Raw genomic sequence first — 26,712 nt, 5'->3', positions numbered from 1 at the left:
AGGAGCGCATGAGCGCGCACAGAGATGGCACACGCCTTGCAATGGGCCAGGGACACGCACCAGGAGACAACGCCCATGTCGCAAGTCGCCACCAAGCCTGCCAAGGCAGCCGCCAGCAAGGCCGCAGCCAAGAAGGCCACCGCGAAGCCCAGCCCTGCAGTGCGTGCCAGCACGAAACCCACCGCTACGCTGAGCCTGAGCAGCAAGAACTACTCGTCGTGGTCGCTGCGTGGCTGGCTGATGGCCCGCTTTGCCGGGCTCGAGTTCGAAGAAGTGATGGTCTCGCCCGACGATGCAGACGCCCGCAAGGAGCTGCTGCTGCTGGCTCCGTCGATACGCGTGCCTTGCCTCACGCACGAAGGTGCCAAGGTGTGGAACACCCTTGCAATCGCGCAGTACCTCAACGAGATCAAGCCTGACGCCGGCCTGATGCCTGATGACCGCATCGCGCGCGCGCATTGCCGCTCGGTCAGCGGCGAGATGAACTCAGGCTTTGCGAACCTGCGGGCTTCACTGCCGATGAACCTGAAGGCGCGCCACCCCGGCTACAAGATCTGGGCCGGGGCTCAGCCCGACATCGACCGCGTCGTCGAGATCTGGACCGAGTGCCTCGCCACTTACGGCGGCCCGTACCTTTTCGGCAAGCGACGCGGCATGGCCGACGCGATGTTTGCGCCGGTCGCCACACGCTTTCTCACCTACGACGTGAAGCTCAACAAGCCGTGCATCGAGTACTGCCAGACCATCATGGCGATGCCGGAGATGAAGGAGTGGGTAGAGGCTGCGAAGAAAGAGCCCGATGACATCGAAGAGTTGGACATGGACTTCTAAAGAGAGGACTCAGCCGCGCCAGCGTCCTTTTGGAGTGGCTACTTCCAGGGGGTAAACGGCGGCACGTCGCAGGGCGCTTCGGCATCCACCGTCTTGAAGTCTGCAGGGCTGACGATCTCCAGGTACTCCATGTCGGGCGAGTAGTCGAAGAGGTAGTGCACGATGCCGGGCCGCTGGTGGACGCAGTCGCCGGCGGAAACGAGCGTCTCCTGGTCGCCGTACATGAACTTGGCCCAGCCCTTGGTCATGATGACGATCTGGAACTCCGCTTCATGGCGGTGCCACCCGGTGCCCTTTTCGGGTGCCATGTTGGCCTTGACCAGGTGGGCGATGACCTTGCCCTGCGTGGCTTCGGCCACGCCCAGGTCCTTGTAGAGGAAGAAGTCTCGCAAGCCATCGCTGCGCCAGCCAGTGTCTTCGGGTTTCACATGCGAAAACTTGGTCGCTGTCGTGTCCAACATGGCGAGGCTCCCGGGGGCTGCGATGCAGGCTCCGTATGCATGAAGCGTTCCAGAAGCAAGCCTTGATCGGGTGCGAGCGCCGCCGATCAGCGCGACGCGTCAACCTGGCAAGGCGCCGTCAGTGCTGTGTCACCACCGCGGGAATCTCGGTCGCCGGCGGCGTGTTGCGGCTGCGTCCACAGCGCACGATGCCGTCGATCATCACCATGCCGACGCCCGGAATGTCGCCGAGCTGAACGCTCTCCATCAGCGTGCGGCCGGCGGTGTGCTGCGCCCGGTCCATGAATACGAAGTCGGCGGCCCGGCCGACCTCGATCAGCCCGCAGTTGAGCTTGCGGATGCGCGCGGTGTTGCCGGTCGCGAAACAGAACACCAGCTCGGCCGGAATGCCGCCGAGGCTGGACAGCAGCGCCACCATGCGCAAGATGCCGAGCGGCTGCACGCCCGAGCCCGCCGGCCCATCGGTGCCAAGGATCACGCGGTGCGGGCACTTCAGCTGCAGAGCCGCCTGGGCTGCGGCGATCGCGATCTTCTCGTTGCCGTTGTGCACGATCTCGATCGCACGCGACGACTTCTCGCACAGCTCGCACACGTGAGCTTCGGGCAGGGCAGTGTGACCGCCGTTGATGTGGCCGATGATGTCGGCGTCGGCCTCGAGCACCACGTCCCTGTCGATCAGGCCCGACCCCGGGATCGACGGGCCTCCCGTGTGAATGGTGCTCTGGATGCCGTGCTTGCGTGCCCAGGCCACCATGCGCTGCGCTTCCTGGCCGGCCTTCACCGAACCGAGGCCCACCTCGCCGAGCAGCGTGACACCGGCATCGGCCAGGTCCTTGAAGTCTTGCTCGACCATCCCTTGTTCGATGACCGGCGCGCCTGCGAGCACCTTGACGCCACCGGGGCGGAAGTTGTCGAACGCGCGTTGTGCGGTGATCGCCAGCGCCTTCAAACCGACGATGTCCTTCGGCCGGCCGGGCAGGTGCACTTCGCCGGCAGAGATCATCGTGGTGACGCCGCCGTTCATCGTCGAATCGATCCAGCCGAGCTGGTTCTGCCGCGGCGTCCAGTCGCCGAACACCGGGTGCACGTGGCTGTCGATGAGGCCGGGGCAGACGCAGGTCTTGCGCGCGTCGATCACGGTAGTTGCGCCTTCGGCGTCGCAGTCGACCTCTTTTCCGACTGCGGTGATCAGGCCATCGACGACGATGATCGTGTCGGCATCGAGCACCGGCTTGTCGATGTCGCCAGACAACAGCAGCCCGATGTTCTTGATGACGACCTTGCCTGACTTCGCACCCGCTGCCGCTTCTGCCATGGAATCACTCCGTCTTGAAAGGGTTCGCCTTCACGCTGCCAGCACGCCGGCGGCGGTGACCGGTGCAACCGCGCGCATCGTGGTGTCGATGACGAAGTCTTCCCAGTGCGTCAGCGCAGCCGGGGCCTCCAGGTCTTCGCTCAGGAACGCCGAGAGCGTGTAGCGGTTGGACTGATAGAAATAGCCCAGCGCAGCAATCATCAGGTAGAGGTTGCGGGCCGACACATCGGGGCGGAACACGCCCCGCTCGGCACCGCTGCGCAGCAACTGGTCGACGACACCGATCGCCGCGGATGAATATTCGTGAGCCCGCAGCGACTTGGCGATGTGCTTGCCGCGGTGCAGGTTCTCGCTGTTCAGCAGCGTCACGAACTCAGGGTGCTTGCTGTAGTAGCCGACCATGAAATGGATCACCGCCTTCAACGACTCGATCGGCTGCTCTGTGTTCAGCTCGAGTGCCGATTCGGCCTCGTTGAAGCGGCGGTAGGTTTCTTCGAGCACCGCGATGAACAGGCCTTCCTTGCTGCCGAAGTAGTAGTAAATCATCCGGTCGTACGACTTGGCGGCCTTCGAGATCTTCTCGACGCTGCCTCCGTCGTAGCCGTGCTTCGCAAACACCTTGATCGCTGCCCGCAGGATGCTGTCGCGCGTCGCCTGTGCAGCGAGCTCACGCACGCCGGGGCGCCGCCCGACCGGGGCGACCTTCGCTGTCTTGGCCGCCTTAGCAGTCTTGACGAGCGCCTTGCGTGGCGTGGTCCGCGAAGTCATTGCACGCGTCGCGCTACTGTTCGGCGAAGGCCCGTTCGATCACGAAGTCACCCGGTGTGGAGGTGTTGCCTTCCTTGAAGCCACGCCCTTCGAGCATGTGCTTCAGGTCGCGCAGCATGCCAGGGCTGCCACAGATCATCACGCGGTCTTCGGCGGGGTTGAGCATCGGCACCTGCAAATCAGTGGACAGCTTGCCGCTTTCGATCAGCTCGGTCACGCGGCCCATGTTGCGGTAGGCCTCGCGTGTCACGGTGGGGTAGTAGCGCAGCTTGCTGGTGACGAGTTCGCCAAGGAATTCATGGTTGGGCAGGTGCTCGACCAGCAGGTCGTGGTAGGCCAGCTCGTCGACCTGGCGCACGCCGTGCACGAGGATGACCTGCTCGAACTTCTCGTAGGTCTCGGGGTCGCGCACGATGCTCATGAACGGCGCCAGGCCGGTGCCAGTGGACAGCAGGTACAGCCGCTTGCCGGGCACCAGGTAGTCGATCACCAGCGTGCCGGTGGGCTTGCGGCCAACGACGATGCTGTCGCCGACCTGGATGTGCTGCAGCTTGGACGTTAGCGGGCCGTCGGGCACCTTGATGCTGAGGAACTCGAGGTGGTCTTCGTAGTTCGCGCTGACGATGCTGTAGGCACGAACCAGCGGCTTGTTGTTGACCTTCAGGCCGATCATCGTGAAGTGGCCATTCGAGAACCGCAAGGCCGGGGCTCGCGTGGTCGTGAAGGTGAACAGCTTGTCGGTCCAGTGATGCACGCTCAGCACGCGCTCTTCGTTGAATGCACTCATGGTCGAATCGGTTGGTCTGCAGAAGCCCGTTGTCAGTTCACACGGGATGGGTTAGATTTCGCTTCATGTAGTGATTGCAACATGAAAGTCAAGTGAATACTACATGACGTCCCTGGCTGCGACAAGTGGATCGAAGGCGATGACCGAACACACCAAGACCGATGGACTGCCCGGCATCGAAACGCCTGCGCTGCCCCTGGTACTCGAGCGTTCGCGGCCGCGCAACGAGCGCATGGCAGGCGACAAGATCGAGTGCAATGCCTGCCCGGTGCTGTGCCAGATCAGCGCCGGCCGCAGCGGTGCCTGTGACCGCTATGCCAACCACGAAGGCACGCTGATCCGCGTTGATCCCGTGCTCTTGCTGCGCAAGACGCTGGCGGCGGACGATACACCGCTCGTCGCCTTCGCCGATCGTCCGGCCCCGCTGAACGAAGACGCCGCCTCATCTGCCGAGGCCGAATGGAGCGGTGACCTGCTGCTCACCGACGAGGTGTTCGTCACCGGCGTCGGCTCATCGACCACCTACCCCGACTACAAGCCCGCACCCTTCATCGTCTCGGCCAAGGCGGCTGGCGTCGACATGGTGACCGTCGTTACCGAAGGCATCTTCAGCTACTGCAGCTTCAAGGTGAAGATCGACACCGACCGCTACCTCGGCCCCGAGCAGGCCAACGTGCGCGCCAAGGGCGAGGTGGTCGGCCATGTGACGACGGCCGAATACGGCTCACAGATGTTGTCGCTCGGGGGCGTGCACCACCTCACCGGCGGCAGCAAGAAAGAAGGCCGCGTCACTGTCGAGATGATGGAGTCGCTCGGCAACAAAGAGGCCGTCGAGCTCACCATCGATGGTGGTTCGCAAGTCGTCATCCAGGCAGGCCGCGCGCCCATCGTCAATGGCGTCGAAGAGCAGCGCATGCGCGTGGGCTGCGGCTCGGCGACGATCGGCATCTTCGCCAAACAGCTGTTCGGGCAGGCCGACGAGGTTGTGGTGGTCGACGACCACATCACCGGCGTGCTCACCGAACATCAGGCGGGCCGCTGTCTCGACATGCGCCGTTCGGGCATCAAGATGCGCGGGCGCAAGTCCACACCGGGCCGCTACTTCCAGGTCGCCAACCCCGGCACCGGCTGGGGCGGCACCGACATCGCCGACCCGCTGTCCATCATCGAAGGCTGGGACGCGCAGGTGGCGTGGCCCGGCTTGCGGCTGCTGATGACATCGACCACTGGCGAGCATGCATCGTGGTACGTGCTCGACGAGGCGCTGACGCCGCACGAGCACGAGATGCCAGCCGACGTGCGGGCCGTCGTTGCACGCATCGGCGAGAACTGCGAGCCCTCGCTGTGCACCGTGCTGTTCCTTGCCGGTGCCGGCGGCAGCCTGCGTGCAGGCGTCAGCGAGAACCCGGTGTTGCTGACGCGATCGATCAAGAACGCATTGGTCAACGTGACGTGCGGCGGCGCGCCAGCCTATGTGTGGCCGGGCGGTGGCATCACCGTGATGGTCGACGTGATGCGCATGCCCGACCGTAGCTTCGGCACCGTGCCCACGCCAGCGATCGTCGCGCCGATTGAGTTCAGCATGCGCATGGACGACTACCGCATGCTCGGTGGCCACCTCGAACATGTGCGCTCACTCGAAGACGTGCTGCGCCGCGGCGCTTGGCACAACGACGGTGCGCCGACTTCGCGCCGATGGGTGCAGCACGCGTCCGCCAACCCGTGGCCGCTTGGCCAGCCGCCGTTGCTGGGTTGACATGGCCGCGCAGCGCGCTCTCCTGTCCGACGGCCGCTGGCATTTCCAGCATGGCCCGATCGACATCGTGATTGGTGCCGACGGCGATGCGCCAGCCGTCGAAGCCGCACACGCCGCGGCCTGGCACCGTTTCGAGTCGGTGCTCGACGAGCTGGTGGCCGAGCTGCCGCTGTTGCGCCAACCGGTGCGCGGCCCGTGTCCGCTGCTGGGTGGCATGGCGCGGCGCATGTGGTGGGCATGCCGGCCGTACCACTCTGCATTCATCACACCGATGGCTGCGGTGGCCGGCTCGGTGGCGCAGGAGTTGATCGCCAGCTACCAGCGTGAAGGCGTGGAGCGCGCCTGGGTCAACAACGGCGGCGACATCGCGCTGCATCTCGCGCCGGGCCGCTCGCTTCGTGTCGGCCTGTACGCCGACCTGGCGCGCCTCGATCCGCAGCAAGTGCGAGATGGCATCGATGTCGACGGGCACTTCGACGTGTTGCATGCCACGCCGGTGCGTGGTGTCGCTACCAGCGGCTGGCGCGGGCGCAGCTTCTCGCTTGGTATTGCCGACAGCGTGACGGTGCTCGCTCAGACGGCCGCCGAGGCCGATGCCGCAGCAACCGTGATCGCCAACGCGGTGGACGTCGAAGACGAGCGCATAGTTCGCCGCCCGGCCTGCGAGCTGAAGGACGAGAGCGACCTGCGCGACATTCCGGTCACCGCCGAGGTGCCACCGCTCGGCAGTGAGGCGGTGCTATGCGCGCTTCGCCAAGGCCTGCGCCGCGCGCACGAACTGCAGTCGACCGGCCTGATCTGGTCGGCCGTGCTCGTGTGCCAGGGGCAGGTGATGACGACCGAATCGCCGGCCATGGCGAAGGCCGTTCCGGCCGCGCGGCAGCGTGCCGTTGGTTCAGTATTTGCTTAATGAAACCCACGAGATGAAACGCATGAGGCCAGCACGATGATCGAGATCCGTCGCATCCTCACCCACGTGGAAGACATCCACCACGAGTTCGGCCCGGTGGCTGCGCAACCCTTGCGCCGCGGTGCCATTGCGGCGGTGCTGCGCAACCCGTTCGCGGGCCGCTATGAGCCCGAGATCCTGCCGATGATGGACGCACTCGGTCCCGTCGGTCTCGACATGGCGCAGCGCCTGCGCGCTGCGATGGACGTGCCGGCCGAGCGCATCGAAGGCTATGGCAAAGGCGCCATCGTCGGCGCAGCCGGCGAGCTGGAACACGGCGCGTTGTGGCATGTGCCCGGGGGCTATGCGATGCGCGAACTGCTCGGCTGGAAGGGCGACCGCAACGCCTACGCAAAGGGGCAGGGTGGCGAGAAGAAGGGCCAGCCCGCCAATGCGCTCGCCATCGTGCCGTCGACGAAGAAGGTCGGCCCGCCCGGTGCGGCGCTCGACGTGCCGCTGACGCACATCAACGCGAGCTACGTGCGCAGCCATTTCGATGCGATGGAAGTGCGCGTGCCGGGTGCGCCGGCGGCCGATGAGATCGTGTTCATTCTGGTGATGAGCACCGGGCCACGGGTGCACGCGCGAGTCGCCGGCCTGAAGGCGGCCGACATCGCCCAATGGGACGGACTGCGGTGACCGCAAGAGGAGCAACAGCATGATGGCGAAGATCAGGAAATTGATCGTGCAGGTGGACGAGACACGCATCGAAATGGGCAAGCCGATCGACCCGCCCACGCGGCGCGCGCTCGCGATGGCGGTGATCGAGAACCCGTTCGCGGGTCGCTATGAGGAGAACCTCGATGCGCTGATCTCGATCGGCGAAGAACTTGGCGGGCTGCTCGGCGACAAGTGCGTTGCCGCGCTCGGCATCGCGCCGGGCAACGCGCAGAGTTACGGCAAGGCAGCGATCGTCGGCGAGGCCGGTGAGCTCGAACATGCGGCCGCGATCCTGCACCCGAAGCTCGGTGCGCCGCTGCGCAAGGCGGTGGAGAAGGGCGCCGCGCTGGTGCCGTCCAGCAAGAAGCGCGGCGGCCTCGGCACCGCGATCGACGTGCCGCTCGGCCACAAGGACGCCGCCTTCGTCCGCAGCCATTTCGATGCGATGGAAGCGCGTGTGGCCGATGCACCGCGCGCCAACGAGATCGTCGTCGCCGTCGTCGTCACCGACAGCGGCCGGCCTCTGCCGCGCATCGGTGGCCTGCAGGCGAATGAGATCAAGGGCGAAGACGGCCTGCGGTAGGCCGTCTCCGATTCGCTGACGTACACCCACAACTATCCCGTCTCGACCCACCCAGGAGCATCCATGATCCAACGCCGTCACCTCACACTCGCCGCCGCCCTCGTCGCCACCGGCGTCTCTGCGCAGGCGCAGACCACCATCAAGATCGGTGAGGTCAACAGCTACAAGGCGCAGCCCGCGTTCCTCGAGCCCTACAAGAAGGGCATGGAGCTGGCAGTCGAAGAGGTCAACGCGGCCGGTGGTGTCGACGGCAAGAAGCTCGAGCTGATCACGCGCGACGACAACGCGAGTCCGGGTGATGCAGTGCGTGCCGCCGAAGAGCTGGTCTCGCGCGAGAAGATCGACGTGCTCGCCGGCGCCTTTCTGTCGAACACCGGCCTGGCGCTGGCCGACTTCGCCAAGCAGAAGAAGTTCTTCTACCTCGCCGGCGAGCCGCTCACCGACAAGATCATCTGGGGCAGCGGCAACAAGTACACCTACCGGCTGCGCCCTGGCACCTACATGCAGGCCGCGATGCTCGTGCCCGAGGCGGCCAAGCTGAAGAAAAAGCGCTGGGCCATCGTCTACCCGAACTATGAATACGGCCAGTCGGCCGTGGCCGCGTTCAAGGAATTGCTGAAGGCCGCGCAGCCGGACGTCGAGTTCGTTGCGGAACAGTCGCCGCCGCTGGGCAAGCTCGACGCCGGCAGCGTGGTGCAGGCCTTGGCCGATGCCAAACCCGACGCGATCTTCAACGTGCTGTTCGGTGCCGACCTGGCGAAGTTCGTGCGCGAGGGCAACACCCGCGGCCTGTTCCAGGGCCGCGAAGTGGTCAGCGTGCTGACCGGCGAACCCGAGTACCTCGACCCGCTGAAAGACGAATCGCCCAACGGCTGGATCGTCACCGGCTACCCCTGGTACGGCATCCAGACGCCCGAGCACAAGGCATTCTTCCTCGCGTACCACGCGAAGTTCAAGGACTACCCGCGTCTCGGCTCGGTGGTGGGCTACACGATGATCAAGTCGATCGCCGCCGGCGTGAAAAAGGCCAAGAGCACCGAGACCGAAAAGCTCGTCGCCGCGTTCTCCAATTTGCAGGTCGACTCGCCGTTCGGCAAGTTCATCTACCGCGCCGAAGACCACCAGTCGACCATGGGTGCCTTCGTCGGCAAGACCAAGAACGAAGGCGGCAAGGGTGTGATGGTCGACTACAAGTACCTCGACGGCGCGAAGTTCCTGCCGAGCAACGAACAGGTGAAGAAGCTACGCGCGGCCGACTGATCTGAAATGAACCTCTCCGGCTTCGTCGTCCAACTGCTCAACGGCCTGGCCGGTGCCTCCTCGCTGTTCCTGGTGGGGGCGGGCCTGTCGCTGATCTTCGGCGTCACACGCATCGTCAACTTCGCGCACGGCTCGTTCTACATGCTGGGCATCTACATCGCGTACATGCTGGCCGAGAAGATGGGTGGCGGCGCGTGGTTCTGGCCTGCGCTGCTGTTCTCGGCCGTGGCGGTCGGCATCATCGGCGCATTGGTCGAGATGCTGCTGCTGCGACGTGTCTACCGCGCACCTGAGCTGTTCCAGTTGCTCGCCACGTTCGCGTTGATGCTGGTGATCAAGGACGCCGCGCTGTGGATGTGGGGCCCGGAAGACCTGCTCGGCCCGCGTGCGCCGGGGCTCGCGCACGCGGTGTCGATCTTCGGCCGGCAGTTTCCGACCTACGACCTGTTCCTGATCGTCGTCGGCCCGGTCGTGCTGGGTCTGCTGTGGTTGTTGTTGACGCGCACGCGCTGGGGCACGCTGGTGCGCGCCGCAACGCAAGACCGTGAGATGGTCAGCGCGCTGGGCGTGAACCAGGCCTGGCTGTTCACGGCAGTGTTCGCACTCGGCACCATGCTCGCCGGCCTGGGCGGTGCGCTGCAGCTGCCGCGTGAACCGGCAAACCTTGGGCTCGATCTGCAGACCATTGGCGATGCGTTCGTTGTCGTCGTGGTCGGCGGCATGGGCTCGATTCCGGGCGCGTATGTGGCGTCACTGCTGATCGCCGAGATCAAGGCGATCTGCATCGGCATCGGTAACGTCGAGTTCTTCGGCATCGCGTTCAGCTTCTCCAAGCTGACATTGGTGGTCGAGTTCCTGGTGATGGCGATCGTGCTGGTGGTGCGGCCATGGGGCTTGATGGGCAAGCCGCAAGCGGTGAGCCGCAATTCGGCGCCGCCGGAAGCGCCGCTGCGCCGTGCCGACACCTTGACCAAGCTCGCCGGCGGCGCGCTGCTGCTGGCCCTGATCGCCTGGCCGATCGCCACCGCCGGCTCGCCGTACCTCACCGTGCTCRCGATCGACCTGCTGACCGCGGCCCTCTTCGCCGCGAGCCTGCACTTCATCATGGGCCCGGCCGGTATGCACTCGTTCGGCCACGCCGCGTACTTCGGCCTTGGTGCCTATGGCGCGGCGCTGCTGGTGCGTGCCGCGCACCTGCCGATGGAGTTGACGCTGATCCTTTCGCCGTTGGTGGCCGCGATCGGTGCGCTCGTGTTCGGCTGGTTCTGCGTCCGGCTCTCGGGCGTGTACCTGGCGATGCTCACGCTGGCCTTCTCGCAGATTGTCTGGTCGGTCGTGTTCCAGTGGGACGATTTCACCGGCGGCAGCAACGGCCTCACGGGCGTGTGGCCGGCAGAGTGGCTGGCCGACAAGCGGGCCTACTACTTCCTCACGCTCGCGCTGGTGGTCGGCGGCGTGCTGCTGATCCGCCGTGCGCTGTTCGCGCCTTTCGGCTACGCGATGCGCGCCGGCCGCGACTCACCCTTGCGTGCTGACGCGATCGGCGTCGACGTGAAGCGCATCCAGTGGGTTGCGTTCGTGATCGCTGCGGTGTTCGCGGGCCTGGCGGGGGCGCTGTACGCGTTCTCCAAGGGCAGCATCTCGCCGGACACGGTAGCCGTCGGCCRCTCGGTCGACGGCCTGGTGATGGTCTTGCTCGGTGGCCTTCAAACGCTTGCTGGCCCGGTGGTTGGCGCCGTCACCTTCACCTGGCTGCAGGACGCGGTGGCGCGCAACACCGACTACTGGCGTGCGCTGCTCGGCGGCATCATCCTGCTGCTGGTGCTGGTGTTCCCACAGGGCATCGCCGGCTTCGTCGGCCAGCTGTTCGAACGTCGCAAGGTGAATGCATGAGCCTGCTCCGAGTCACCGACCTGGGCAAATCCTTCGGCGGAAACCGTGCGGTCGATGGTGTCAGCTTCGAGGTCGCCGCGGGCGAGTTGCTCGCGCTGATCGGCCCCAACGGTGCCGGCAAGTCGACCACTTTCAACATGGTCAACGGCCAGCTGCGTGCCGACTCGGGCTCGATCAAGCTCGACGGTGTGGAGCTCATCGGCCGCAAGCCGCGCGACATCTGGCACCGCGGCGTCGGCCGCACCTTCCAGATCGCCGAGACCTTCGCGTCGCTCACGGTGGTCGAGAACGTGCAGATGGCGCTGATCTCCGCCGACGCCAAGCTGTATGCGTTGTGGAAGCGCGCCGCAGACCACCGGCGTGACGATGCGCTGGCCCTGCTCGACCAGGTCGGCATGAAGGCCCAGGCCGATCGGCCGTGCAGCGTGCTGGCCTATGGCGACGTGAAGCGCGTCGAGCTCGCGATCGCGATGGCCAATCGACCGAAGCTGCTGCTGATGGACGAGCCCACCGCCGGCATGGCGCCGAAGGAGCGCAACGAATTGATGGCGCTCACCAAGCGGCTGGTCATCGAGCGCCAGATGGCGGTGCTGTTCACCGAGCACAGCATGGACGTGGTGTTCGCGCACGCCGACCGCATGATCGTGCTTGCCCGCGGGCGGCTGATCGCGCAAGGTGGGCCAGCGGAGATTCGCGACCACCCGAAGGTGCAGGAGGTGTACTTCGGTACTGGGAAGACTTTTGAGAAGAAGGTCGCCGCATGAACACCTTGCTCGATGCCAAAGGCCTCAACGCGTGGTACGGCGCGGCGCACATCCTGTTCGACGTCGACCTGCAGGTGAACCGCGGCGAGGTCGTCGCACTGATGGGCCGCAACGGCGCCGGCAAGTCGACGACGCTGAAGGCGCTGATGGGCATGCTCGCCAAGCGCAAGGGCACGGTCTCATTCCTCGGTCGCGACGTGTCGCGCGCCGAGCCGCATGAGGTGGCTCGCCTGGGCCTCGGCTACGTGCCCGAAGACCGCCGTGTGTTCGCCGACCTCACGGTGATGGAGAACCTCGAAGTCGGCAAACAGCCCCCGCGCACCTGGGCCGACGGCAGCGCAGCGCCGGTGTGGACGGCCGAAAAGCTGTTCAAGCTGTTCCCCAACCTCGGCGAGATGCCCGACCGCCCCGGCGGCCGCATGAGCGGCGGCGAGCAGCAGATGCTGACAGTTGCGCGCACGCTGATGGGCAACCCGTACCTGGTGCTGCTCGACGAGCCCAGCGAGGGCGTGGCGCCGGTGATCGTCGAGCAGATGGCGCAGATGATTCTCGAGCTGAAGGCGCAGGGCGTGAGCATCCTGCTGTCGGAGCAGAACATGCATTTCGCGGAGCTGGTGTCCGACCGGGCCTATGTGCTCGAGAAGGGCCAGATCCGCCACCAGTCTTCGATGGCCGAGCTGTCGGTCAACGAAGAGGTGCGGCGCAATTACCTCAGCGTCTGAGACGCCTGCCGGCATCTCGCTTGCTTTTGCCCCTCCATCCCAACCCCAGGAGTTTCACCATGCACACGCCCGCCCGCCGCACCCTGTTGAAGGCCTTCGCCGGCACCGGCCTCGTCGCCTTGACGGGTGGCAGTTTTGCCGCCGCGAAGATCACGCCCGATGCGAAGAGCGCGTTGATCGTGGTCGACGTGCAGAACTGCTTCGTCACCGGCGGCACGCTGCCGGTGAAAGATGGCGAGGCGGTGGTGCCGGTGATCAACAAGCTCTCGGCAGCCTTCCAGAACATCGTCGTGACGCAGGACTGGCATACGCCCGGCCACGCCTCGTTCGCCAGCACCTACCAGGGCAAGAAGCCGTTCGAGACCACCAAGCTGAACTACGGCACCCAGGTGCTGTGGCCCGACCATTGCGTGCAGGGCACCGATGACGCGGCGCTGCACAAGGACCTGAAGTTGCCGACCACGCAGATCATCATCCGCAAGGGCTTCCACAAGGAGATGGACAGCTACTCGGCATTTGACGAAGCAGACCACAAGACCGCCACCGGCCTGGCCGGCTACCTGAAGGCACGCGGCATCAAGACGGTCTACGTGACTGGCCTTGCCACTGATTTTTGTGTAGCGTGGACGGCGATGGATGCACGCAAGGCCGGCTTCGAGACCTATGTGATCGAAGACGCCACACGCGCCATCGACCTCAACGGCTCGCTGGCGGCTGCATGGAAGCAGATGGCCACTAAGGGCGTGAAGCGCATCCAGTCGGGAGACATCGTCTTGGGATGAGCGCCATGCTGAGCCTCACGGTCAACGGCCACACCCACAGCTTGCCTGTGCCGGCCGATGCACCGTTGCTCACCGTGCTGCGCAACGACCTCGGCCTCAACGGGCCGAAGTTCGGCTGCGGCCTCGGCGAGTGTGGTGCCTGCACCGTGCTGGTCGACGGCACTGCGGCGCGGGCCTGCGTGATCCCGGTGGGCGGTGTCGCCGGCCGCAGCATCACCACGCTCGAAGGCCTGGGTACACGCGATCAACTGCACCCGGTGCAGCAAGCCTTCATCGACGAGCAGGCCGCGCAATGCGGCTACTGCCTCAACGGCATGATCATGATGGCCACGGCCTTGCTGGCGCGTGAGCCCAACCCGAGCGAGGCGCGCATTCGCAGCGAACTGTCGGGCAACCTGTGCCGCTGTGGCACGCATGTCGAGATCGTGCGGGCCGTGCAGCGGGCGGCGCAGCTGTTGGCGCTTGCGGATCAGCGATGAGCCGGCGCGCTGACGTTCCACATACGCGCGAAAGTTTCCATGCGGCCGCGGGTGTGCTGCTGGTCGTTCGTGACCCGCCACCGTCGCTGCCACCTGTCGCAGGCCAACCCGCGCAGGTGGCGGCCAACCCGGCCGAAGGGGTCGAGATCCTGATTGCGGTGTGGGACGACGGCAGTGTCACTGCGCTGAACGGCCATGTGGACCTGGGCACCGGCATCCGCACGGCGCTCGCGCAGATTGCCGCCGAAGAACTCGACGTGTCGCTGGCGCAGCTCAACATGGTGCTGGGCGACACCGCCCGCGCGCCCAACCAGGGCGCGACGATCGCCAGCGCGTCGATCCAGATCCACGCGCAGCCGCTGCGGCTGGCAGCGGCGCAGGCTCGCCATTGGCTCGTGGCCCGTGCGGCCGAAGTCTTGAAGGCACCGGCCGAAGCGCTGGCGGTGCGTGACGGTGTCGTGTGCATCGCCGCCGACCCGTCGCGCAGCGTGCGTTATGCCGAGCTGGTCGCGGGTCAACACGTCGAGTTGCGGCTCGACCTCACCACACCGCTGAAGCCCCCAGGCGATTACCGCCTCGTCGGCACCTCGCAGCCACGGGTCGACATTCCTGCCAAGGCCACCGGCGAGCTGAGCTTCGTGCACGACATGCGCGTGCCCGGCATGCTGCACGGCCGCGTCGTGCGCCCTCCGTATGCCGGTGCCGACCATGGCGACTTCATCGGCAACACGCTGGAGGCGGTCGACGAGTCGTCGATCGCGCACATTCCCGGCGTGCGCGCAGTGGTCGTGATTCGCGACTTCGTCGGCGTGGTTGCCGAGCGAGAAGAGCAGGCCGAACAGGCCGCGCGTGAACTGCAGGTGCGGTGGCGCGGGTGGCCGGGCTTGCCGGATGTCAGCGACCTGGCCAGCGCACTGCGCGCCAACCCGTCGACGCAACGGCGGCTGGTCGATGAAGGCGACGTTGACGTTGCGCTGGCGGCTGCCGACCAGGTCATGCCGCGCAGCTATGTGTGGCCCTATCAGCTGCACGCTTCCATCGGCCCGTCGTGCGCGCTGGCCGAGTGGTATGGGGAATCGGACCAAGGGCCACGCATGACCGTGTGGGCCGGCACGCAGAACCCGCACGTGCTGCGCGCCGACCTGGCCCGCTTGACGGGGCTGGCCGACGTGGCGATCGACGTGATCCGCATGGAAGCCGCCGGCTGCTACGGCCGCAACGGTGCCGACGACGTGGCCGCGGATGCGGCGCTGCTGTCCCGCGCGGTGGGAGCGCCCGTGCGCGTGCAGCTCACGCGCGAGCAGGAGAACGCGTGGGAGCCCAAAGGCGCTGCGCAGCTGATGGAGGTCAACGGCGGCCTCAACGCCGACGGCTCGGTCGCGGCCTACGACTTTCAGACCTCGTACCCGTCGAACGGCGCGCCGACACTCGCGCTGTTGTTGACCCGCACGATCGAACCAACCGCGCAGGCCTACGAGATGGGCGACCGCACGGCGCGCCCGCCCTACGACTACGGCAACCTGCGTGTCAGCGTCAACGACATGCCGCCGATCCTGCGCGCGTCGTGGCTGCGCGGCGTGTCGGCACTGCCGAATTCGTTCGCACATGAGTCCTACGTTGACGAACTGGCGACTGCGGCAGGTGCCGACCCGGTCGAGTTCCGCCTGCGTCACCTCAAAGACCCGCGTGCCGCCGAATTGGTGGAAGCGACTGCCCGTCGGGCCGGCTGGCTGGCACACACGAAACCGCAGCAGCAGGGCGCCAGCGGTGATCTGCTGCACGGCCAGGGCTTCGCCTACGCGCGCTATGTGCACAGCCGCTGGCCCGGATACGGCGCCGCGTGGGCGGCCTGGGTGGCCGACGTCGAGGTGAACCGGACCACGGGTGAGGTGCACGTCAAGCGCGTCGTCGTCGGCCACGACGCGGGCCTGATGGTCAACCCGGCGGGCGTGCAGCACCAGATCCACGGCAACGTGCTGCAGACCACCAGCCGCGCGCTGAAGGAGCGGGTCGACGTCGACCGCCAGACCGGCGTGCAAAGCCTCGAGTGGGGCAGCTACCCGCTGCTGAGTTTTCGCGAGGTGCCGGTCATCGAGGTGATGACGATGCCGCGGCCCAGCGAGCCGCCACTGGGGGCGGGCGAGTCGTCGTCGGTGCCCGGCACGGCGGCGATCGCCAACGCGATCTTCGACGCCACCGGCGTGCGCTTTCGCCAGCCGCCGTTCACACCTGAGCTGGTGCGCGCAGCATTGAATGCGCTGCCGGCGCCGGACGCATCGGCCGCTTCTGCGCCTGAGCCTCGGCGTTCACCGCCTGCTGACGCGCCGTGGCCACGAAGGCGCGGAGCGTGGGCACGCGCCGGTGCGCTGCTGGCGGGAACGGTGGGTCTCGGCGCGGCCATCGTTGGTTGGCGGCCAGCGATCGCCCCGGTCACGCGGCCCGATGCATCGGTCTACACAGCAGCCACCATCGAACGCGGCCGCCAGCTTGCAGCGGTTGGTGACTGCGCGGTCTGCCACACGGCCGCGGGCGGCCTGCCGAACGCAGGCGGGCGGGCGATGGAGACACCGTTCGGCACGGTCCACACGACGAACCTGACGCCCGACGTCGAGACCGGCATCGGCCAGTGGTCGTTCTCCGCCTTCCAGCGGGCGATGCGCGAAGGCATCTCGCGCGACGGTCGCCACCTGTACCCGGTGTTCCCGTACACCGCCTTCGCGAAGACCAGCGATGACGACCTGACCGCGCTGTACGCCTACCTGATGGCGCAGCCCGCGGTGCGCTCGGTGACACCCGAGAACGCGCTGCGCTTCCCGTTCAACCAGCGCTCGCTGATGGCCGGCTGGAACGCGCTGTTCCATGACCCCGCGCCCTACCGCGCCGACCCGGCACGCAGTGCGGAATGGAACCGCGGCGCCTACCTCGTCAACGGCCTCGGCCACTGCAGTGCGTGCCACACCCCCCGCAACGCCTTCGGCGCGGAGCAGGGTGGGCAGGCCTACCTCGCAGGCGCCATGGTCGAAGGCTGGGAAGCGCCGGCACTGACTGCGCTCAGCCACGCCCCGCTGCCCTGGTCTGCCGATGAGCTGTACCGCTACCTGCGCCACGGCCACACGCAGCAGCACGGCATCGCCGCCGGGCCGATGGCCCCGGTGGTGAAGGAGCTCAGCTCGCTGCCCGATGTCGACATCCGCGCCATGGCGGGCTACCTCGCTTCCTTCAACCCCGCCGCCGACGGATTGCCGCAGCGCGCCGAGCAGATCGTGGTCGACGCGCAGGCCCGGTCGGCGGCCCGGCTCGATGCTGGCCAGCGCCTGTTCAGCGGTGCCTGCAGCGCCTGCCACCACGACGGCGACGGGCCGACGCTGCTCGGCGTGAACCTGCCGCTGGCGCTCAACAGCAACCTGCACAGCACAAGGCCCGACAACCTGGTCCGCGTGATCCTCGAGGGCATCCAGCGGCCGGCCTCGCGCGACATCGGCTTCATGCCGGCGTTTCGCCACAGCCTGAACGACCGGCAGATCGCCGAGCTGGCCAGCTACATGCGGCAGCGGTTTGCGCCTGATAAACCGGCGTGGACGGACCTGGAGGCAGCGGTCGGACGAATCCGCGCCACCCACTGAGACCGCAGCACGGGCGTCCCGCCAAGCGAAATCCACGGCTCGGGCACGATGTCACGTTACGGATGGGAACGCAGGGTCGTTTCTGCAGTCGCACAATGTGGCCTGTCTGGGCACGGCCAGATGAACAGCGAGATGACATGAAGACCTGGGGATTCCCTCGATACGCAATGCGCGCCCTGTTTGTGGCGCTGACCGGGCTGGTGCTTGCAAGCGCCGCCTTGGCCGCCGATGACTTTCTCGACCCGGAGCAGGCATTTCGCCTCTCCGCTCGCTCGGTCGACGCCACCCACGTTGAAGTGCGCTTCGACATCGAACCCGGCTACTACCTCTACCGCGAGCGCCTCAACGCTGAGATCGCGCCCGACAGCGTGAAGATGGCCGAGCTGCAGGTGCCCAAGGGCAAGATCAAGTTCGACGAGACCTTCCAGAAAGACGTCGAGTACTACCGCGACTTGGTCACCCTCGTGGTCCCGCTGCAGCAGGCCCCGACGACCCCATACAAGCTGAGCGTGGGCAACCAGGGTTGTGCCGACAAGGGCCTGTGCTATTCGCCGCAGAAGCGGGCGTTCAAGGTCGAACCCGGGCAAGGGCCGGGCGGTGGCGCGCGCTTCACCTTGCTGAGCGAAGCCCAGGCTGCGGCCTGGCCGTCGGCTGGTGTGACAGCAAACAGCCAGGCCACACTCTCGGCCCTGGCGCCCGCGGCTCAAAGCACCGCCGCCGCATCCACCCAGGTCGGCGCAGCAGCCGGCGCCGAAGAGCAGGGAGAGGTTTCGCGCGCATTGAAGTCCGGCAATCCGGCCCTCGTGATCGGGCTCTTCGTGCTGCTGGGCCTGGGCCTCTCGTTCACACCCTGCGTGCTGCCGATGATGCCGATCCTCTCGTCCATCATCGTGGGGCAGGGCGGCGGCACCTCCAAGGCGCGTGGGTTCTCGCTCGCGCTGGCGTATTCCCTGGGCATGGCGCTGGTCTACACCGGCTTCGGCGTGGCCTCGGCGCTCGCTGGCGAAGGCCTGGGCGCGGCGTTGCAGAACGCGTGGGTGCTTGGCGCCTTTGCGCTGGTGCTGGCGGTGTTCTCGCTGTCGATGTTCGGTGCCTACGAGCTGCAGATGCCTGCCGCGCTGCAAAGCAAGCTGACCCAGGCTTCGCAGGGCCTCAAGGGCGGCCAGCACCTGGGCGTGTTCGTGATGGGCGGCATCTCGTCGCTGATCGTCGGCCCGTGCGTGGCCGCACCGCTAGCCGGCGCACTCGTCTACATCAGCCAGACGCGCGATGTGGTGCTTGGCGGCACCGCGCTCTTCTCGATGGCCGTGGGCATGAGCGTGCCGTTGCTGCTGCTGGGTTTGTCGGCCGGTGCCTTGCTGCCGCGTGCCGGTGGCTGGATGGAGCATGTGAAGCATGCCTTCGGCGTGATGCTGCTGGCCGTGGCGGTGTGGATGGTGTCGCCGGTGCTGCCGATCTCGGCGGTCATGCTGCTGGCTGCGGTGGTGCTGGTCGTGGCTGCGGTCTACCTCGGCGCGCTGCGTTCGTTGCCCACGCCGTCGACGCCGGTGCAGCAGATTGCCAAGGGTCTCGGCCTCTTGCTCGGCGTGTTTGCGGTGGCTCAGGTGCTCGGTGCTGCATCGGGCGGCCACGACCTTGCGCGCCCGCTGGCGCATCTGCGTGGCGGTGCGGCGCAGCAGGCTTCAAGTGCCGAGTTGAAGTTCCAGCCGATTGCGAGCCTGGCCGACCTCGACGCTGCCGTTCGCAGCGCCACCAAGCCCGTGATGCTCGACTTCTATGCCGACTGGTGCGTCGCCTGCAAGGAGTTCGAGAAGTTCACCTTCACCAATGAAGCAGTGCGCCAGAAGATGGCGGGCCTCACGCTGCTGCGAGTGGACGTCACGGCCAACAACGAGAACGACAAGGCGCTGCTGCGCAAGTACACCTTGTTCGGCCCGCCCGCCTTGCTGTTCTTCGCGCCCGCTGGCGGCGAGCTGGCCGGCTCGCGCGTGATCGGCTTCCAGGATGCAAGTACCTTCGGCGCCCACCTCGACCGCATCGACGCGATGACGGTGTCTCGCGTGGGCATGAAGTAATCGTGCAGGCTGAGCGATCGGCGAGCCGCTTCGACCGCCTCGATGCCTTGCGCGCCGTGGCCATCCTGTGGATGGCGGCGTTTCATTTCTGCTTCGACCTGAACTACTACAAGTTCATCCAGCAGAACTTCTACGGCGACCCGTTCTGGACGGTTCAGCGTTCGGTGATCGTGAGCGTGTTTCTCTTCTGCGCCGGCTTCGGGCAGGCGGTAGCGTGGGAGCAAGGGCAGGGCTGGCCGCGCTTCTGGCGGCGCTGGGCGCAGGTGGCGGGTTGCGCGCTGCTGGTCACGGCCGGCTCGTACCTGATGTTCCCGCGCAGCTACATCAGCTTCGGTGTGCTCCATGGCATCGCGCTCATGCTGATCATCACGCGGCTCACGGCCCGCTTCGGGCCGTGGCTGTGGCCGCTGGGCCTGTTGGCCATCGCCTTGCCGCATGTCGTGCGAGACAGCTTCTTCGACTCGCGTCTCACCAACTGGGTGGGCCTCGTGACGCAAAAGCCCGTCACCGAAGACTACGCGCCGCTGCTGCCCTGGATCGGCGTGATGTGGTGGGGCCTGGCCGCCGGCCAATGGGTGCTGAAGAACCGGCGCGAGTGGGTCACTGGCGCACTGCCTGCGGTCATGTCGCCGCTGGCCACGCTGGGCCGCTGGTCGCTCAGCTTCTACATGCTGCACCAGCCGGTGCTCATCGGACTCTTGATGGCCGTGCGAGCGCTGCAGTGACGCGTGGAACCAAGGGTTTGCACTAGGTGATGCCTAGCGCACGCAGTGCGCGAATGCACGAGCGGCGCAGTGCAATCGATCACGTCTTCATCGTCTGCAAGCACATCGCGTGAACTTGTTCGCCTTTTGGGGTGAGCAAAGTAAGTGCGCTGCCGACTAAGCTCGATCCACTCAAGCGGCGCCGTGATGGCGCCCGTCGCCTGATTCCTCGTGGTTGGAGAGCTGACATGAAGAAGAGCATTGCCGTCCTGTTGCTGGCCTTGACGGGCGCACAAGCGGCCTGGTCGCAAGACATCGTGATCGGACAGTCGGTCGCCTTGAGCGGCCCCAACGCCGACATCGGCCGCGACATGCGCGATGGTGCGCTAGCCGTGTTCGCCAAGGCCAACGCAAGCAACGCGCTGCCCCACAAGATCCAGCTCGTGACGCTCGACAACGCCAACAACCGCCAGCGCGCGCTCGAGAACACTCAGCAGCTGATCAGCCAGAGTGGCGCGATGGTGCTGTTCGGCTACAACTCGGCCACCAACAGCATCGACTCGCTGCCCATCGCGGCGCAGAACAACATGCTGTTCTTCGCGCCCTTCAGCGGCTCGGCCAGCCTGCGCAGCCACGCCAACGTCTTCACCATCCGTGCGTCTTACAAGGAAGAGGCCCAGAAGATCGTGGAGGCCAAGCGCAGCGTCGGTTCGACCAAGGCGGTGGTGCTGCACTACGACGACGAAGTGGGCCGCAGCAACTACGAGACCGTCGCCAGCGCGTTCACTGAAGCCAGCCTGGCGAAGCCCAAGGGCGTGGCGGTGAAGCGCGGCGCGCCGATGGACGCAGCCGCGATTGACGCTGTGCTCAAGGATGCTCCCCACTACGTGCTTGCCACCACCCAGTACAGCGCCGTCAGTGACTTTCTCAAGGTGTCCAGCGAGAAGGGCACCGTCGTGCCCGTGGCAGCCTTGTCGTTCGTCAACCCGGATGAGCTCGCCGAATCGGTCGGCGGCCTGGCGCGCGGCACCATCGTGGCCCAGGTGATCCCGTCACCCCGTGCATCCAACCAGGTCTCGGTGCCGTTGGTGAAAGAGTGTGCCGAGGCCTTGAACGCTCTCAACGGGGCCAAGCTCGACTACACCTCGCTCGAGTCGTGCATCGCGGCCAAGGCACTCGTGGCTGCGCTGAAGAAGGCCGGCCCCAAGCCCACGCGCGAAAGCATCCTGCAAGCCATGGGCTCGCTGGGCCGCGTCGACCTGAACGGCTACTCGCTCAACTTTTCGCCGACCAGCCACCAAGGCAGCAACTGGGTCGAGCTGACCATCCTGTCGCGCGGCAACCGCTTCGTGCAGTAGCGATTCGCTAGTTCAACCGGCCGCGCACCGCGGCCACCCTCTCGTTTTCCTCCCTGACACTTGTGTCAGTTGAAGGGTCTTGTGCACGCCGCTACCGTGCGAGGCCTGAGGAGTGCAATGAGATCCCTGTCAACGCAACAACTCGCCATGGGCGGCATCACCGCCGCTGCCGTCGCCATCCTGGCGCTGGCCTGGTTCGCATGGGACTTCTCCCAGCAGACGGTGGCCGCTTCGGCCTACGTGAGCCACACGCATCAGGTCAGGAGCGTCATCAACGACCTGGAGTCCAGCGTGTACCGCGCCGAGGCCGGGCAGAGGGCCTTCCTGGTCACGCGCAACACCATCTACCGTGGCGAACGTGACGAGGCCGTCGGATCGATCGAGACAGGCCTGGGCGAACTGGGCCGCCTCACCGCCGACAACGCTTCGCAAAGCGAGCGGCTGACCATCCTGCGGCGCGAGCTGGACATTCGCATCCAGCTCTATCGCAGGGCCGAGGCCCTGGTGATCAGCGGTACCAATTATTCGCCCGAGCAGCGCATCGAGATGGGCGCGCAAGCGCTGAACAACGTCCGGCCGCTCATCGATTCGATGAGCCAGGAAGAAGACCGTCTGCTCGCCCTGCGCCAAGACCTGGAGCAGCAGCGGTCGAACGCCACGGCGTGGATCTTCGCGGCCTTCGTTGCCTTGCTGCTGGCCCTGCTGCCGATGGTTTTCTGGCGCATGTACAAAGACCTGCGGGCGCGCCAGATGGCTGAAGTGCAGGTGGCTGGAGAGCGCGCCTACGACACGGTTCATGCGCGGGCATTGACGCTCTACAACGCCGAGAACGACCGCGCTGCGGTGCTCCAAGGCACGCTCGAGCTGCTGTGCGACAACCCGCTGTTTCCAGTGGCCGCCTTTTATGCGCATGAGGAGTGGGGCGGCGCACTGCGCCTGGCCGCCTCGCGCGCCACGCCGGCCGACATCAAGAGCTCGCTGCGCATGGACGAAGGGCCGATCGGTGCCGCCGCGCGCAACGGCAAGTCGGTGTACCTCGAAGGCTTTGACAACGCCGCGGGCTGGCGCATCGAAACCGGCCTGGCCACTGTGCACCCTGCCGCCATGCTGACCTGCCCGGTGCAGCACCAGGGGCGCTTGCTGGGCGTGCTGGTGCTGGCCGCGAGTGCGCGCCTGGCCGACCGCGACCGCGAGTTCGTCGATCGCCTGGGGGCGCAATTGGGCGTGGCCCTGCACAACCTCGGCCAGCTCGAAGAGTTGTCCTTGCTGGCCGATCAGCTTCGTGCGCGCGGCGAAGACATCCAGCGCAAGAACGCCGAGTTGGAACGGGCCAGCCGAATGAAGAGCGAGTTCCTCGCCAACATGTCGCACGAGCTGAGAACGCCGCTGAACGCGATCATCGGCTTCTCCGAGATCATGAAAGACGGCATGACCGGCGAGATGCCGGCCGAGCAGAAGGAATACATCGGCGACATCCATGCCAGCGGCAAGCACCTGCTCTCGCTGATCAACGACATCCTAGATCTGTCCAAGGTGGAATCGGGCCACGTGCAGCTCGAACTCGAAGTGGCCGAGCCGGCGCAGCTGGGCGACAGTGCCTTGTCGGTGCTGCGCGAGCGGGCGACCGCGGCGCGGGTTCGCCTCAGCGTCGAGACGGCAGCCGAGCTAGGCCGCATGCGCATCGACCTGCGCAAGGCCAAGCAGATCGTCTACAACCTCGTTTCCAACGCGCTCAAGTTCACGCCCGAAGGCGGCAGCGTGGTGCTCTCGATCGAGCGCGTGCCGAGCCAGATGGTCGAGGCCATGCGCGATGCGGCAGACACGCGGGTGTTCAAGCCGGAACGCATCGACTGCGAGCGCTACCTGCAGATCCGCGTCACCGACACCGGCATCGGAATCGCGCCGGACGACTTGCAGCAGCTCTTCCAGGCCTTCGTGCAGATCGATTCGTCGCTCTCGCGGCAGTACGCGGGCACAGGGCTGGGGCTGACCATGGTCAAGCGGTTGGCCGAGTTGCATGGTGGCGGCGTGATGGTGCGCAGCGCCGCAGGAGGCGGTTCCGTCTTCACGGTGTGGTTGCCGTGGCGAGAAGCCGAAGAACCGGTCGAGCTGGTACCGGAGCAGATCATCGTGCAAGGCGTGCTCGGCGAGCCTGGTGAAGCGGAGCCGGGCTCCGGCCCAATGGTTCTGGTGATCGAAGACGACCCGCGCGCCGCCAACCTGATGCGACTGCAGCTGCAGTCACAGGGCTACCGCGTGGAGTTCTCGCGCAACGCCGAAGAGGGCCTGGCACGCGCGGCCGTGCTGCGCCCGGCCGCGCTGGTGCTCGACATCATCTTGCCGGGAATGGACGGCTGGGAGCTGCTGGCGCGCCTGAAAGACCAGCCCGAGACGAGCCACATCCCGGTCGTGATCGTCTCCATCACCGACGAAGCGCAGCGCGGCTTTGCACTCGGTGCCTCGCAGGTGCTGGTGAAGCCGGTAACGCAGGGTGAGCTGCTGGCCGCGCTGGCCGCCGCGGGGCTCGATGAGCCGCCCACCGATGCCCGGGTGATGGTGGTCGACGACGACCCCAAGGCCGTGGCACTCGTCAGCAAGTACCTGCAGGTCGCGGGCTACATGCCGCTGGGCGTGTATGGTGGGCAGGAAGCGCTCGACCAGGTGCGCAACGAGCCGCCGGCGCTGATCGTGCTCGATCTCATGATGCCGCAGGTGTCGGGTTTCGACGTCGTGCACGGCCTGCGCAACAACCCCAAGACGGCGAACATTCCGATCATCGTGCTCACTGCCAAGCTGCTCACCCGCGACGACCGCGAGCGGTTGCGCGGCAAGGTGCAGCAGGTGATGGAGAAGACCCACTTCAACTCCATCGGCCTGGTCGCCGAGGTGAAGCGTGCGTTGGCGCGAAAGCGGCAACCGGATGCCTGAGTCTCGGTCGCGGCACGGCACCTGAGGGAAACTTGCATGGCCACCATCCTCGTCGTCGAAGACAACCTGCACAACCTCAAGCTCGCGCAGCTGGTGCTGCAAAAGGCCGGGCACGCGGTGCTGCCCGCCGGCAGCGGAGAAGACGGCCTGCGCATCGCCGGAGAGCAGCTGCCCGACCTGATCTTGATGGACGTGCAGATGCCGGGCAAGGACGGCCTGGCCATCACCCGCCTGCTCAAGCAGGCGCCGAAGACCGCGCACATCAAGGTGGTGGCGCTCACGGCGCTGGCGATGAAAGGCGATGCCGAGCGCATCCTCGCTGCTGGTTGCGATGCCTACCTGGCCAAGCCGTACCACTACAACGACCTGATCGCGGTGGTGGATCGGGCGCTGGCGTGAAGGCGGCAGCTACCATCGGAACATGAGCAATAAGATCCTTTTCGGCTTCCACGCCGTCACGGTGCGGCTGAAGACCGCACCCAAGTCCATCATCGAGATCCACGTCGACGCGACACGGCGCGACCAGCGCATGAAGCAGTTCGTGGAGCGCGCCAAGGAGGCCGGCGCGAAGCTGGTCGACAGCGACGACGACCGTCTGCAGAAGATGTGCGGCACGCACCGCCACCAGGGCGTGGTGGCGCGCGTCGAGGTGGTGGCGATGAGCCATTCGCTCGATGACACGCTCGATGCCGTCGACGGCCCGGCGCTGCTGCTGGTGCTCGATGGCATCACCGACCCGCACAACCTGGGCGCGTGCCTGCGCGTGGCCGACGGTGCGGGCGCGCATGCCGTGATCGCACCCAAGGACCACGCCGTCGGCGTGAACGCCACGGTGGCCAAGGTGGCGAGCGGTGCGGCCGACACGGTGCCGTATTTCATGGTGACCAACCTCGCGCGCACGCTCAACGAACTGAAGGAACGAGACATCCGCATCATCGGCACCTCGGACGACGCGCAGAAGTCGCTTTACGAGCTGGACCTCAGCGGCCCGGTGGCCTTGGTGCTCGGCGCCGAAGGCGCGGGCATGCGCCAGCTCACCAGCCGCACCTGTGACGAGCTGGTTCGCCTGCCGATGAAGGGCGCGGTGGAAAGCTTGAACGTGTCAGTGGCTTCGGGCGTGTGCCTGTACGAGGCTTTGCGTCAGCGCGGCGGGTGAAGAAAGCTCAAGGGGTTGACGCAAGGAACGCAAGGAAGAACGCAGAGAACGCCAAGGAAACATTTTTTCTTTGCGACCTTTGCGTCTTCCTTCGCGACCTTTGCGTCCAAAAGAATGCCTTTCACAGCACGGTTGCTGCCAGATTCGCTCGTCACTTCACTGAGAGACCGTCATGCCCGTCATCGAAGTCAATCACCCTCTCGTCAAGCACAAGATCGGCCTGCTGCGTGAGCACGACATCTCGACCAAGAAGTTCCGCGACCTGACCAATGAGCTCGGCCGATTGCTCGCATACGAAGCGACCGCCGATTTCCCGCTTGAGAAGACCACCATCGAATGCTGGAGCGGCCCGGTCGAGATCGACCAGGTGAAGGGCAAGAAGGTCACCGTCGTGCCAATCTTGCGAGCGGGTCTCGGCATGCTCGACGGTGTGCTCGACATGATCCCCAATGCCAAGGTCAGCGTCGTGGGCCTGAGCCGCAACCACGAGACCTTGCAGCCCGAGCACTACTTCGAAAAATTCGTGGGCCACCTCGATGAGCGCACTGCGCTGATCGTCGACCCGATGCTCGCAACTGCTGGCTCGATGATCGCGACCATCGACCTGCTCAAGCGCCGTGGCTGCACGGACGTGCGTGCGCTGGTGCTTGTCGCTGCGCCCGAGGGTGTGGCTGCGCTGCAGAAAGCGCACCCCGAAGTGCGCTGCTGGACGGCAGCGATCGACAGCCACTTGAACGAGATCGGCTACATCATCCCGGGTCTGGGTGACGCGGGCGACAAGATCTTCGGCACGAAGTAAAGCTCTCGACGAAGGATCCGAGAAACCCACGCTGGAAGTGGGTCAACTGCGTGTCACAC

23 protein-coding genes are annotated in these 26,712 nt (G+C 66.2%); 19 read left to right on the top strand and 4 right to left on the bottom strand.

From position 1 onward, the window contains the following. The first annotated feature begins 75 nt into the window (after positions 1-75). Positions 76-831, top strand: coding sequence for a glutathione S-transferase family protein (locus AC1DYS_RS22900; protein WP_477903432.1), 756 nt, complete (start codon positions 76-78; stop codon positions 829-831). 38 nt (positions 832-869) lie between these two features. Here AC1DYS_RS22900 and AC1DYS_RS22895 read toward each other — a convergent pair whose 3' ends face one another. From AC1DYS_RS22895 to AC1DYS_RS22880, 4 genes are all read right to left on the bottom strand, one after another. After that, the gene (locus AC1DYS_RS22895) at positions 870-1,292 is read right to left on the bottom strand and encodes a cupin domain-containing protein (protein WP_477903430.1); all 423 of its coding nucleotides are present in this window, start codon (positions 1,290-1,292) and stop codon (positions 870-872) included. A gap of 118 nt (positions 1,293-1,410) precedes the next feature. Continuing rightward, positions 1,411-2,607, bottom strand: a complete 1,197-nt coding sequence (locus tag AC1DYS_RS22890) for an amidohydrolase family protein (protein ID WP_477903428.1) — start codon at positions 2,605-2,607, stop codon at positions 1,411-1,413. Positions 2,608-2,637: 30 nt separating this feature from the next. Continuing rightward, positions 2,638-3,375 carry a TetR family transcriptional regulator gene (locus AC1DYS_RS22885; RefSeq protein ID WP_477903426.1) on the bottom strand — a complete coding sequence of 246 codons (738 nt, stop codon included), beginning with the start codon at positions 3,373-3,375 and terminating at the stop codon, positions 2,638-2,640. Between the two features lie 13 nt (positions 3,376-3,388). Beyond that, on the bottom strand, positions 3,389-4,162 hold the full coding sequence (locus AC1DYS_RS22880; protein WP_477903424.1) for a ferredoxin--NADP reductase: 774 nt from the start codon (positions 4,160-4,162) through the stop codon (positions 3,389-3,391). Between the two features lie 139 nt (positions 4,163-4,301). On the opposite strand from AC1DYS_RS22880, the gene AC1DYS_RS22875 reads away from it, so the two are divergent. From AC1DYS_RS22875 to upp, 18 genes are all read left to right on the top strand, one after another. Continuing rightward, entirely contained in the window at positions 4,302-5,918 is a 1,617-nt protein-coding gene (locus tag AC1DYS_RS22875) for a 6-hydroxynicotinate reductase (RefSeq protein WP_477903422.1), read from the top strand. A 1-nt stretch (position 5,919) separates the two neighbouring features. After that, positions 5,920-6,828: a UPF0280 family protein gene (locus AC1DYS_RS22870; RefSeq protein WP_477903420.1), complete on the top strand. Its 909-nt coding sequence runs from the start codon at positions 5,920-5,922 to the stop codon at positions 6,826-6,828. Between the two features lie 36 nt (positions 6,829-6,864). Next, positions 6,865-7,506 carry an amino acid synthesis family protein gene (locus tag AC1DYS_RS22865; RefSeq protein WP_477903418.1) on the top strand — a complete coding sequence of 214 codons (642 nt, stop codon included), beginning with the start codon at positions 6,865-6,867 and terminating at the stop codon, positions 7,504-7,506. A gap of 19 nt (positions 7,507-7,525) precedes the next feature. Then, the gene (locus tag AC1DYS_RS22860; RefSeq protein WP_477903416.1) at positions 7,526-8,110 is read left to right on the top strand and encodes an amino acid synthesis family protein; all 585 of its coding nucleotides are present in this window, start codon (positions 7,526-7,528) and stop codon (positions 8,108-8,110) included. Positions 8,111-8,173: 63 nt separating this feature from the next. After that, a complete protein-coding gene (locus tag AC1DYS_RS22855) occupies positions 8,174-9,370 on the top strand; it encodes an ABC transporter substrate-binding protein (protein WP_477903414.1) in 1,197 nt (398 codons plus the stop codon). Between the two features lie 6 nt (positions 9,371-9,376). After that, positions 9,377-11,263, top strand: a complete 1,887-nt coding sequence (locus tag AC1DYS_RS22850) for an ABC transporter permease (RefSeq protein WP_477903412.1) — start codon at positions 9,377-9,379, stop codon at positions 11,261-11,263. Continuing rightward, positions 11,260-12,027, top strand: a complete 768-nt coding sequence (locus AC1DYS_RS22845) for an ABC transporter ATP-binding protein (RefSeq protein WP_477903410.1) — start codon at positions 11,260-11,262, stop codon at positions 12,025-12,027. The genes AC1DYS_RS22850 and AC1DYS_RS22845 overlap by 4 nt, the downstream gene beginning before the upstream one ends. Beyond that, positions 12,024-12,749: an ABC transporter ATP-binding protein gene (locus AC1DYS_RS22840; RefSeq protein WP_477903408.1), complete on the top strand. Its 726-nt coding sequence runs from the start codon at positions 12,024-12,026 to the stop codon at positions 12,747-12,749. Before AC1DYS_RS22845 ends, AC1DYS_RS22840 begins: the two co-directional genes overlap by 4 nt. 59 nt (positions 12,750-12,808) lie before the next feature. Next, positions 12,809-13,531: a bifunctional nicotinamidase/pyrazinamidase gene (pncA, locus tag AC1DYS_RS22835; protein WP_477903406.1), complete on the top strand. Its 723-nt coding sequence runs from the start codon at positions 12,809-12,811 to the stop codon at positions 13,529-13,531. After that, positions 13,528-14,010: a (2Fe-2S)-binding protein gene (locus tag AC1DYS_RS22830; protein ID WP_477903404.1), complete on the top strand. Its 483-nt coding sequence runs from the start codon at positions 13,528-13,530 to the stop codon at positions 14,008-14,010. Before pncA ends, AC1DYS_RS22830 begins: the two co-directional genes overlap by 4 nt. Continuing rightward, positions 14,007-17,633: a molybdopterin cofactor-binding domain-containing protein gene (locus tag AC1DYS_RS22825; protein WP_477903402.1), complete on the top strand. Its 3,627-nt coding sequence runs from the start codon at positions 14,007-14,009 to the stop codon at positions 17,631-17,633. The genes AC1DYS_RS22830 and AC1DYS_RS22825 overlap by 4 nt, the downstream gene beginning before the upstream one ends. Positions 17,634-17,800: 167 nt before the next feature. Further along, entirely contained in the window at positions 17,801-19,708 is a 1,908-nt protein-coding gene (gene dsbD / locus AC1DYS_RS22820; RefSeq protein WP_477903400.1) for a protein-disulfide reductase DsbD, read from the top strand. Positions 19,709-19,779: 71 nt separating this feature from the next. Then, positions 19,780-20,433, top strand: a complete 654-nt coding sequence (locus AC1DYS_RS22815) for an acetyltransferase domain-containing protein (RefSeq protein ID WP_477903808.1) — start codon at positions 19,780-19,782, stop codon at positions 20,431-20,433. Between the two features lie 227 nt (positions 20,434-20,660). Then, a complete protein-coding gene (locus tag AC1DYS_RS22810) occupies positions 20,661-21,770 on the top strand; it encodes an ABC transporter substrate-binding protein (protein WP_477903398.1) in 1,110 nt (369 codons plus the stop codon). Positions 21,771-21,887: 117 nt separating this feature from the next. Next, on the top strand, positions 21,888-24,698 hold the full coding sequence (locus AC1DYS_RS22805) for a response regulator (protein ID WP_477903396.1): 2,811 nt from the start codon (positions 21,888-21,890) through the stop codon (positions 24,696-24,698). 36 nt (positions 24,699-24,734) lie between these two features. Then, on the top strand, positions 24,735-25,097 hold the full coding sequence (locus AC1DYS_RS22800; protein WP_047484486.1) for a response regulator: 363 nt from the start codon (positions 24,735-24,737) through the stop codon (positions 25,095-25,097). 22 nt (positions 25,098-25,119) lie between these two features. Continuing rightward, complete coding sequence (gene rlmB, locus AC1DYS_RS22795) at positions 25,120-25,854, top strand: 23S rRNA (guanosine(2251)-2'-O)-methyltransferase RlmB (RefSeq protein WP_477903394.1); 735 nt, start codon at positions 25,120-25,122, stop codon at positions 25,852-25,854. Positions 25,855-26,026: 172 nt separating this feature from the next. Beyond that, on the top strand, positions 26,027-26,653 hold the full coding sequence (upp, locus tag AC1DYS_RS22790) for a uracil phosphoribosyltransferase (protein ID WP_047484489.1): 627 nt from the start codon (positions 26,027-26,029) through the stop codon (positions 26,651-26,653). The last annotated feature ends 59 nt before the right edge of the window (positions 26,654-26,712 follow it).

This window comes from Rhizobacter sp. P2_G4 (assembly GCF_056403575.1).
This window is presented reverse-complemented; position numbering and strand designations above follow the sequence as displayed.

What these genes read in the sequence shown, in the direction of transcription:
- AC1DYS_RS22900 (WP_477903432.1), top strand. Translation starts at nt 76, where the DNA reads ATGTCGCAAGTCGCCACCAAGCCTGCCAAGGCAGCCGCCAGCAAGGCC.
- AC1DYS_RS22875 (WP_477903422.1), top strand. Translation starts at nt 4,302, where the DNA reads ATGACCGAACACACCAAGACCGATGGACTGCCCGGCATCGAAACGCCT.
- AC1DYS_RS22860 (WP_477903416.1), top strand. Translation starts at nt 7,526, where the DNA reads ATGATGGCGAAGATCAGGAAATTGATCGTGCAGGTGGACGAGACACGC.
- AC1DYS_RS22880 (WP_477903424.1), bottom strand. Translation starts at nt 4,162, where the DNA reads ATGAGTGCATTCAACGAAGAGCGCGTGCTGAGCGTGCATCACTGGACC.
- AC1DYS_RS22855 (WP_477903414.1), top strand. Translation starts at nt 8,174, where the DNA reads ATGATCCAACGCCGTCACCTCACACTCGCCGCCGCCCTCGTCGCCACC.
- pncA (WP_477903406.1), top strand. Translation starts at nt 12,809, where the DNA reads ATGCACACGCCCGCCCGCCGCACCCTGTTGAAGGCCTTCGCCGGCACC.
- AC1DYS_RS22885 (WP_477903426.1), bottom strand. Translation starts at nt 3,375, where the DNA reads ATGACTTCGCGGACCACGCCACGCAAGGCGCTCGTCAAGACTGCTAAG.
- AC1DYS_RS22865 (WP_477903418.1), top strand. Translation starts at nt 6,865, where the DNA reads ATGATCGAGATCCGTCGCATCCTCACCCACGTGGAAGACATCCACCAC.
- AC1DYS_RS22805 (WP_477903396.1), top strand. Translation starts at nt 21,888, where the DNA reads ATGAGATCCCTGTCAACGCAACAACTCGCCATGGGCGGCATCACCGCC.
- upp (WP_047484489.1), top strand. Translation starts at nt 26,027, where the DNA reads ATGCCCGTCATCGAAGTCAATCACCCTCTCGTCAAGCACAAGATCGGC.
- AC1DYS_RS22810 (WP_477903398.1), top strand. Translation starts at nt 20,661, where the DNA reads ATGAAGAAGAGCATTGCCGTCCTGTTGCTGGCCTTGACGGGCGCACAA.
- AC1DYS_RS22890 (WP_477903428.1), bottom strand. Translation starts at nt 2,607, where the DNA reads ATGGCAGAAGCGGCAGCGGGTGCGAAGTCAGGCAAGGTCGTCATCAAG.
- AC1DYS_RS22815 (WP_477903808.1), top strand. Translation starts at nt 19,780, where the DNA reads ATGGCGGCGTTTCATTTCTGCTTCGACCTGAACTACTACAAGTTCATC.
- AC1DYS_RS22840 (WP_477903408.1), top strand. Translation starts at nt 12,024, where the DNA reads ATGAACACCTTGCTCGATGCCAAAGGCCTCAACGCGTGGTACGGCGCG.
- dsbD (WP_477903400.1), top strand. Translation starts at nt 17,801, where the DNA reads ATGCGCGCCCTGTTTGTGGCGCTGACCGGGCTGGTGCTTGCAAGCGCC.
- AC1DYS_RS22800 (WP_047484486.1), top strand. Translation starts at nt 24,735, where the DNA reads ATGGCCACCATCCTCGTCGTCGAAGACAACCTGCACAACCTCAAGCTC.
- AC1DYS_RS22895 (WP_477903430.1), bottom strand. Translation starts at nt 1,292, where the DNA reads ATGTTGGACACGACAGCGACCAAGTTTTCGCATGTGAAACCCGAAGAC.
- AC1DYS_RS22845 (WP_477903410.1), top strand. Translation starts at nt 11,260, where the DNA reads ATGAGCCTGCTCCGAGTCACCGACCTGGGCAAATCCTTCGGCGGAAAC.
- AC1DYS_RS22830 (WP_477903404.1), top strand. Translation starts at nt 13,528, where the DNA reads ATGAGCGCCATGCTGAGCCTCACGGTCAACGGCCACACCCACAGCTTG.
- rlmB (WP_477903394.1), top strand. Translation starts at nt 25,120, where the DNA reads ATGAGCAATAAGATCCTTTTCGGCTTCCACGCCGTCACGGTGCGGCTG.
- AC1DYS_RS22870 (WP_477903420.1), top strand. Translation starts at nt 5,920, where the DNA reads ATGGCCGCGCAGCGCGCTCTCCTGTCCGACGGCCGCTGGCATTTCCAG.
- AC1DYS_RS22825 (WP_477903402.1), top strand. Translation starts at nt 14,007, where the DNA reads ATGAGCCGGCGCGCTGACGTTCCACATACGCGCGAAAGTTTCCATGCG.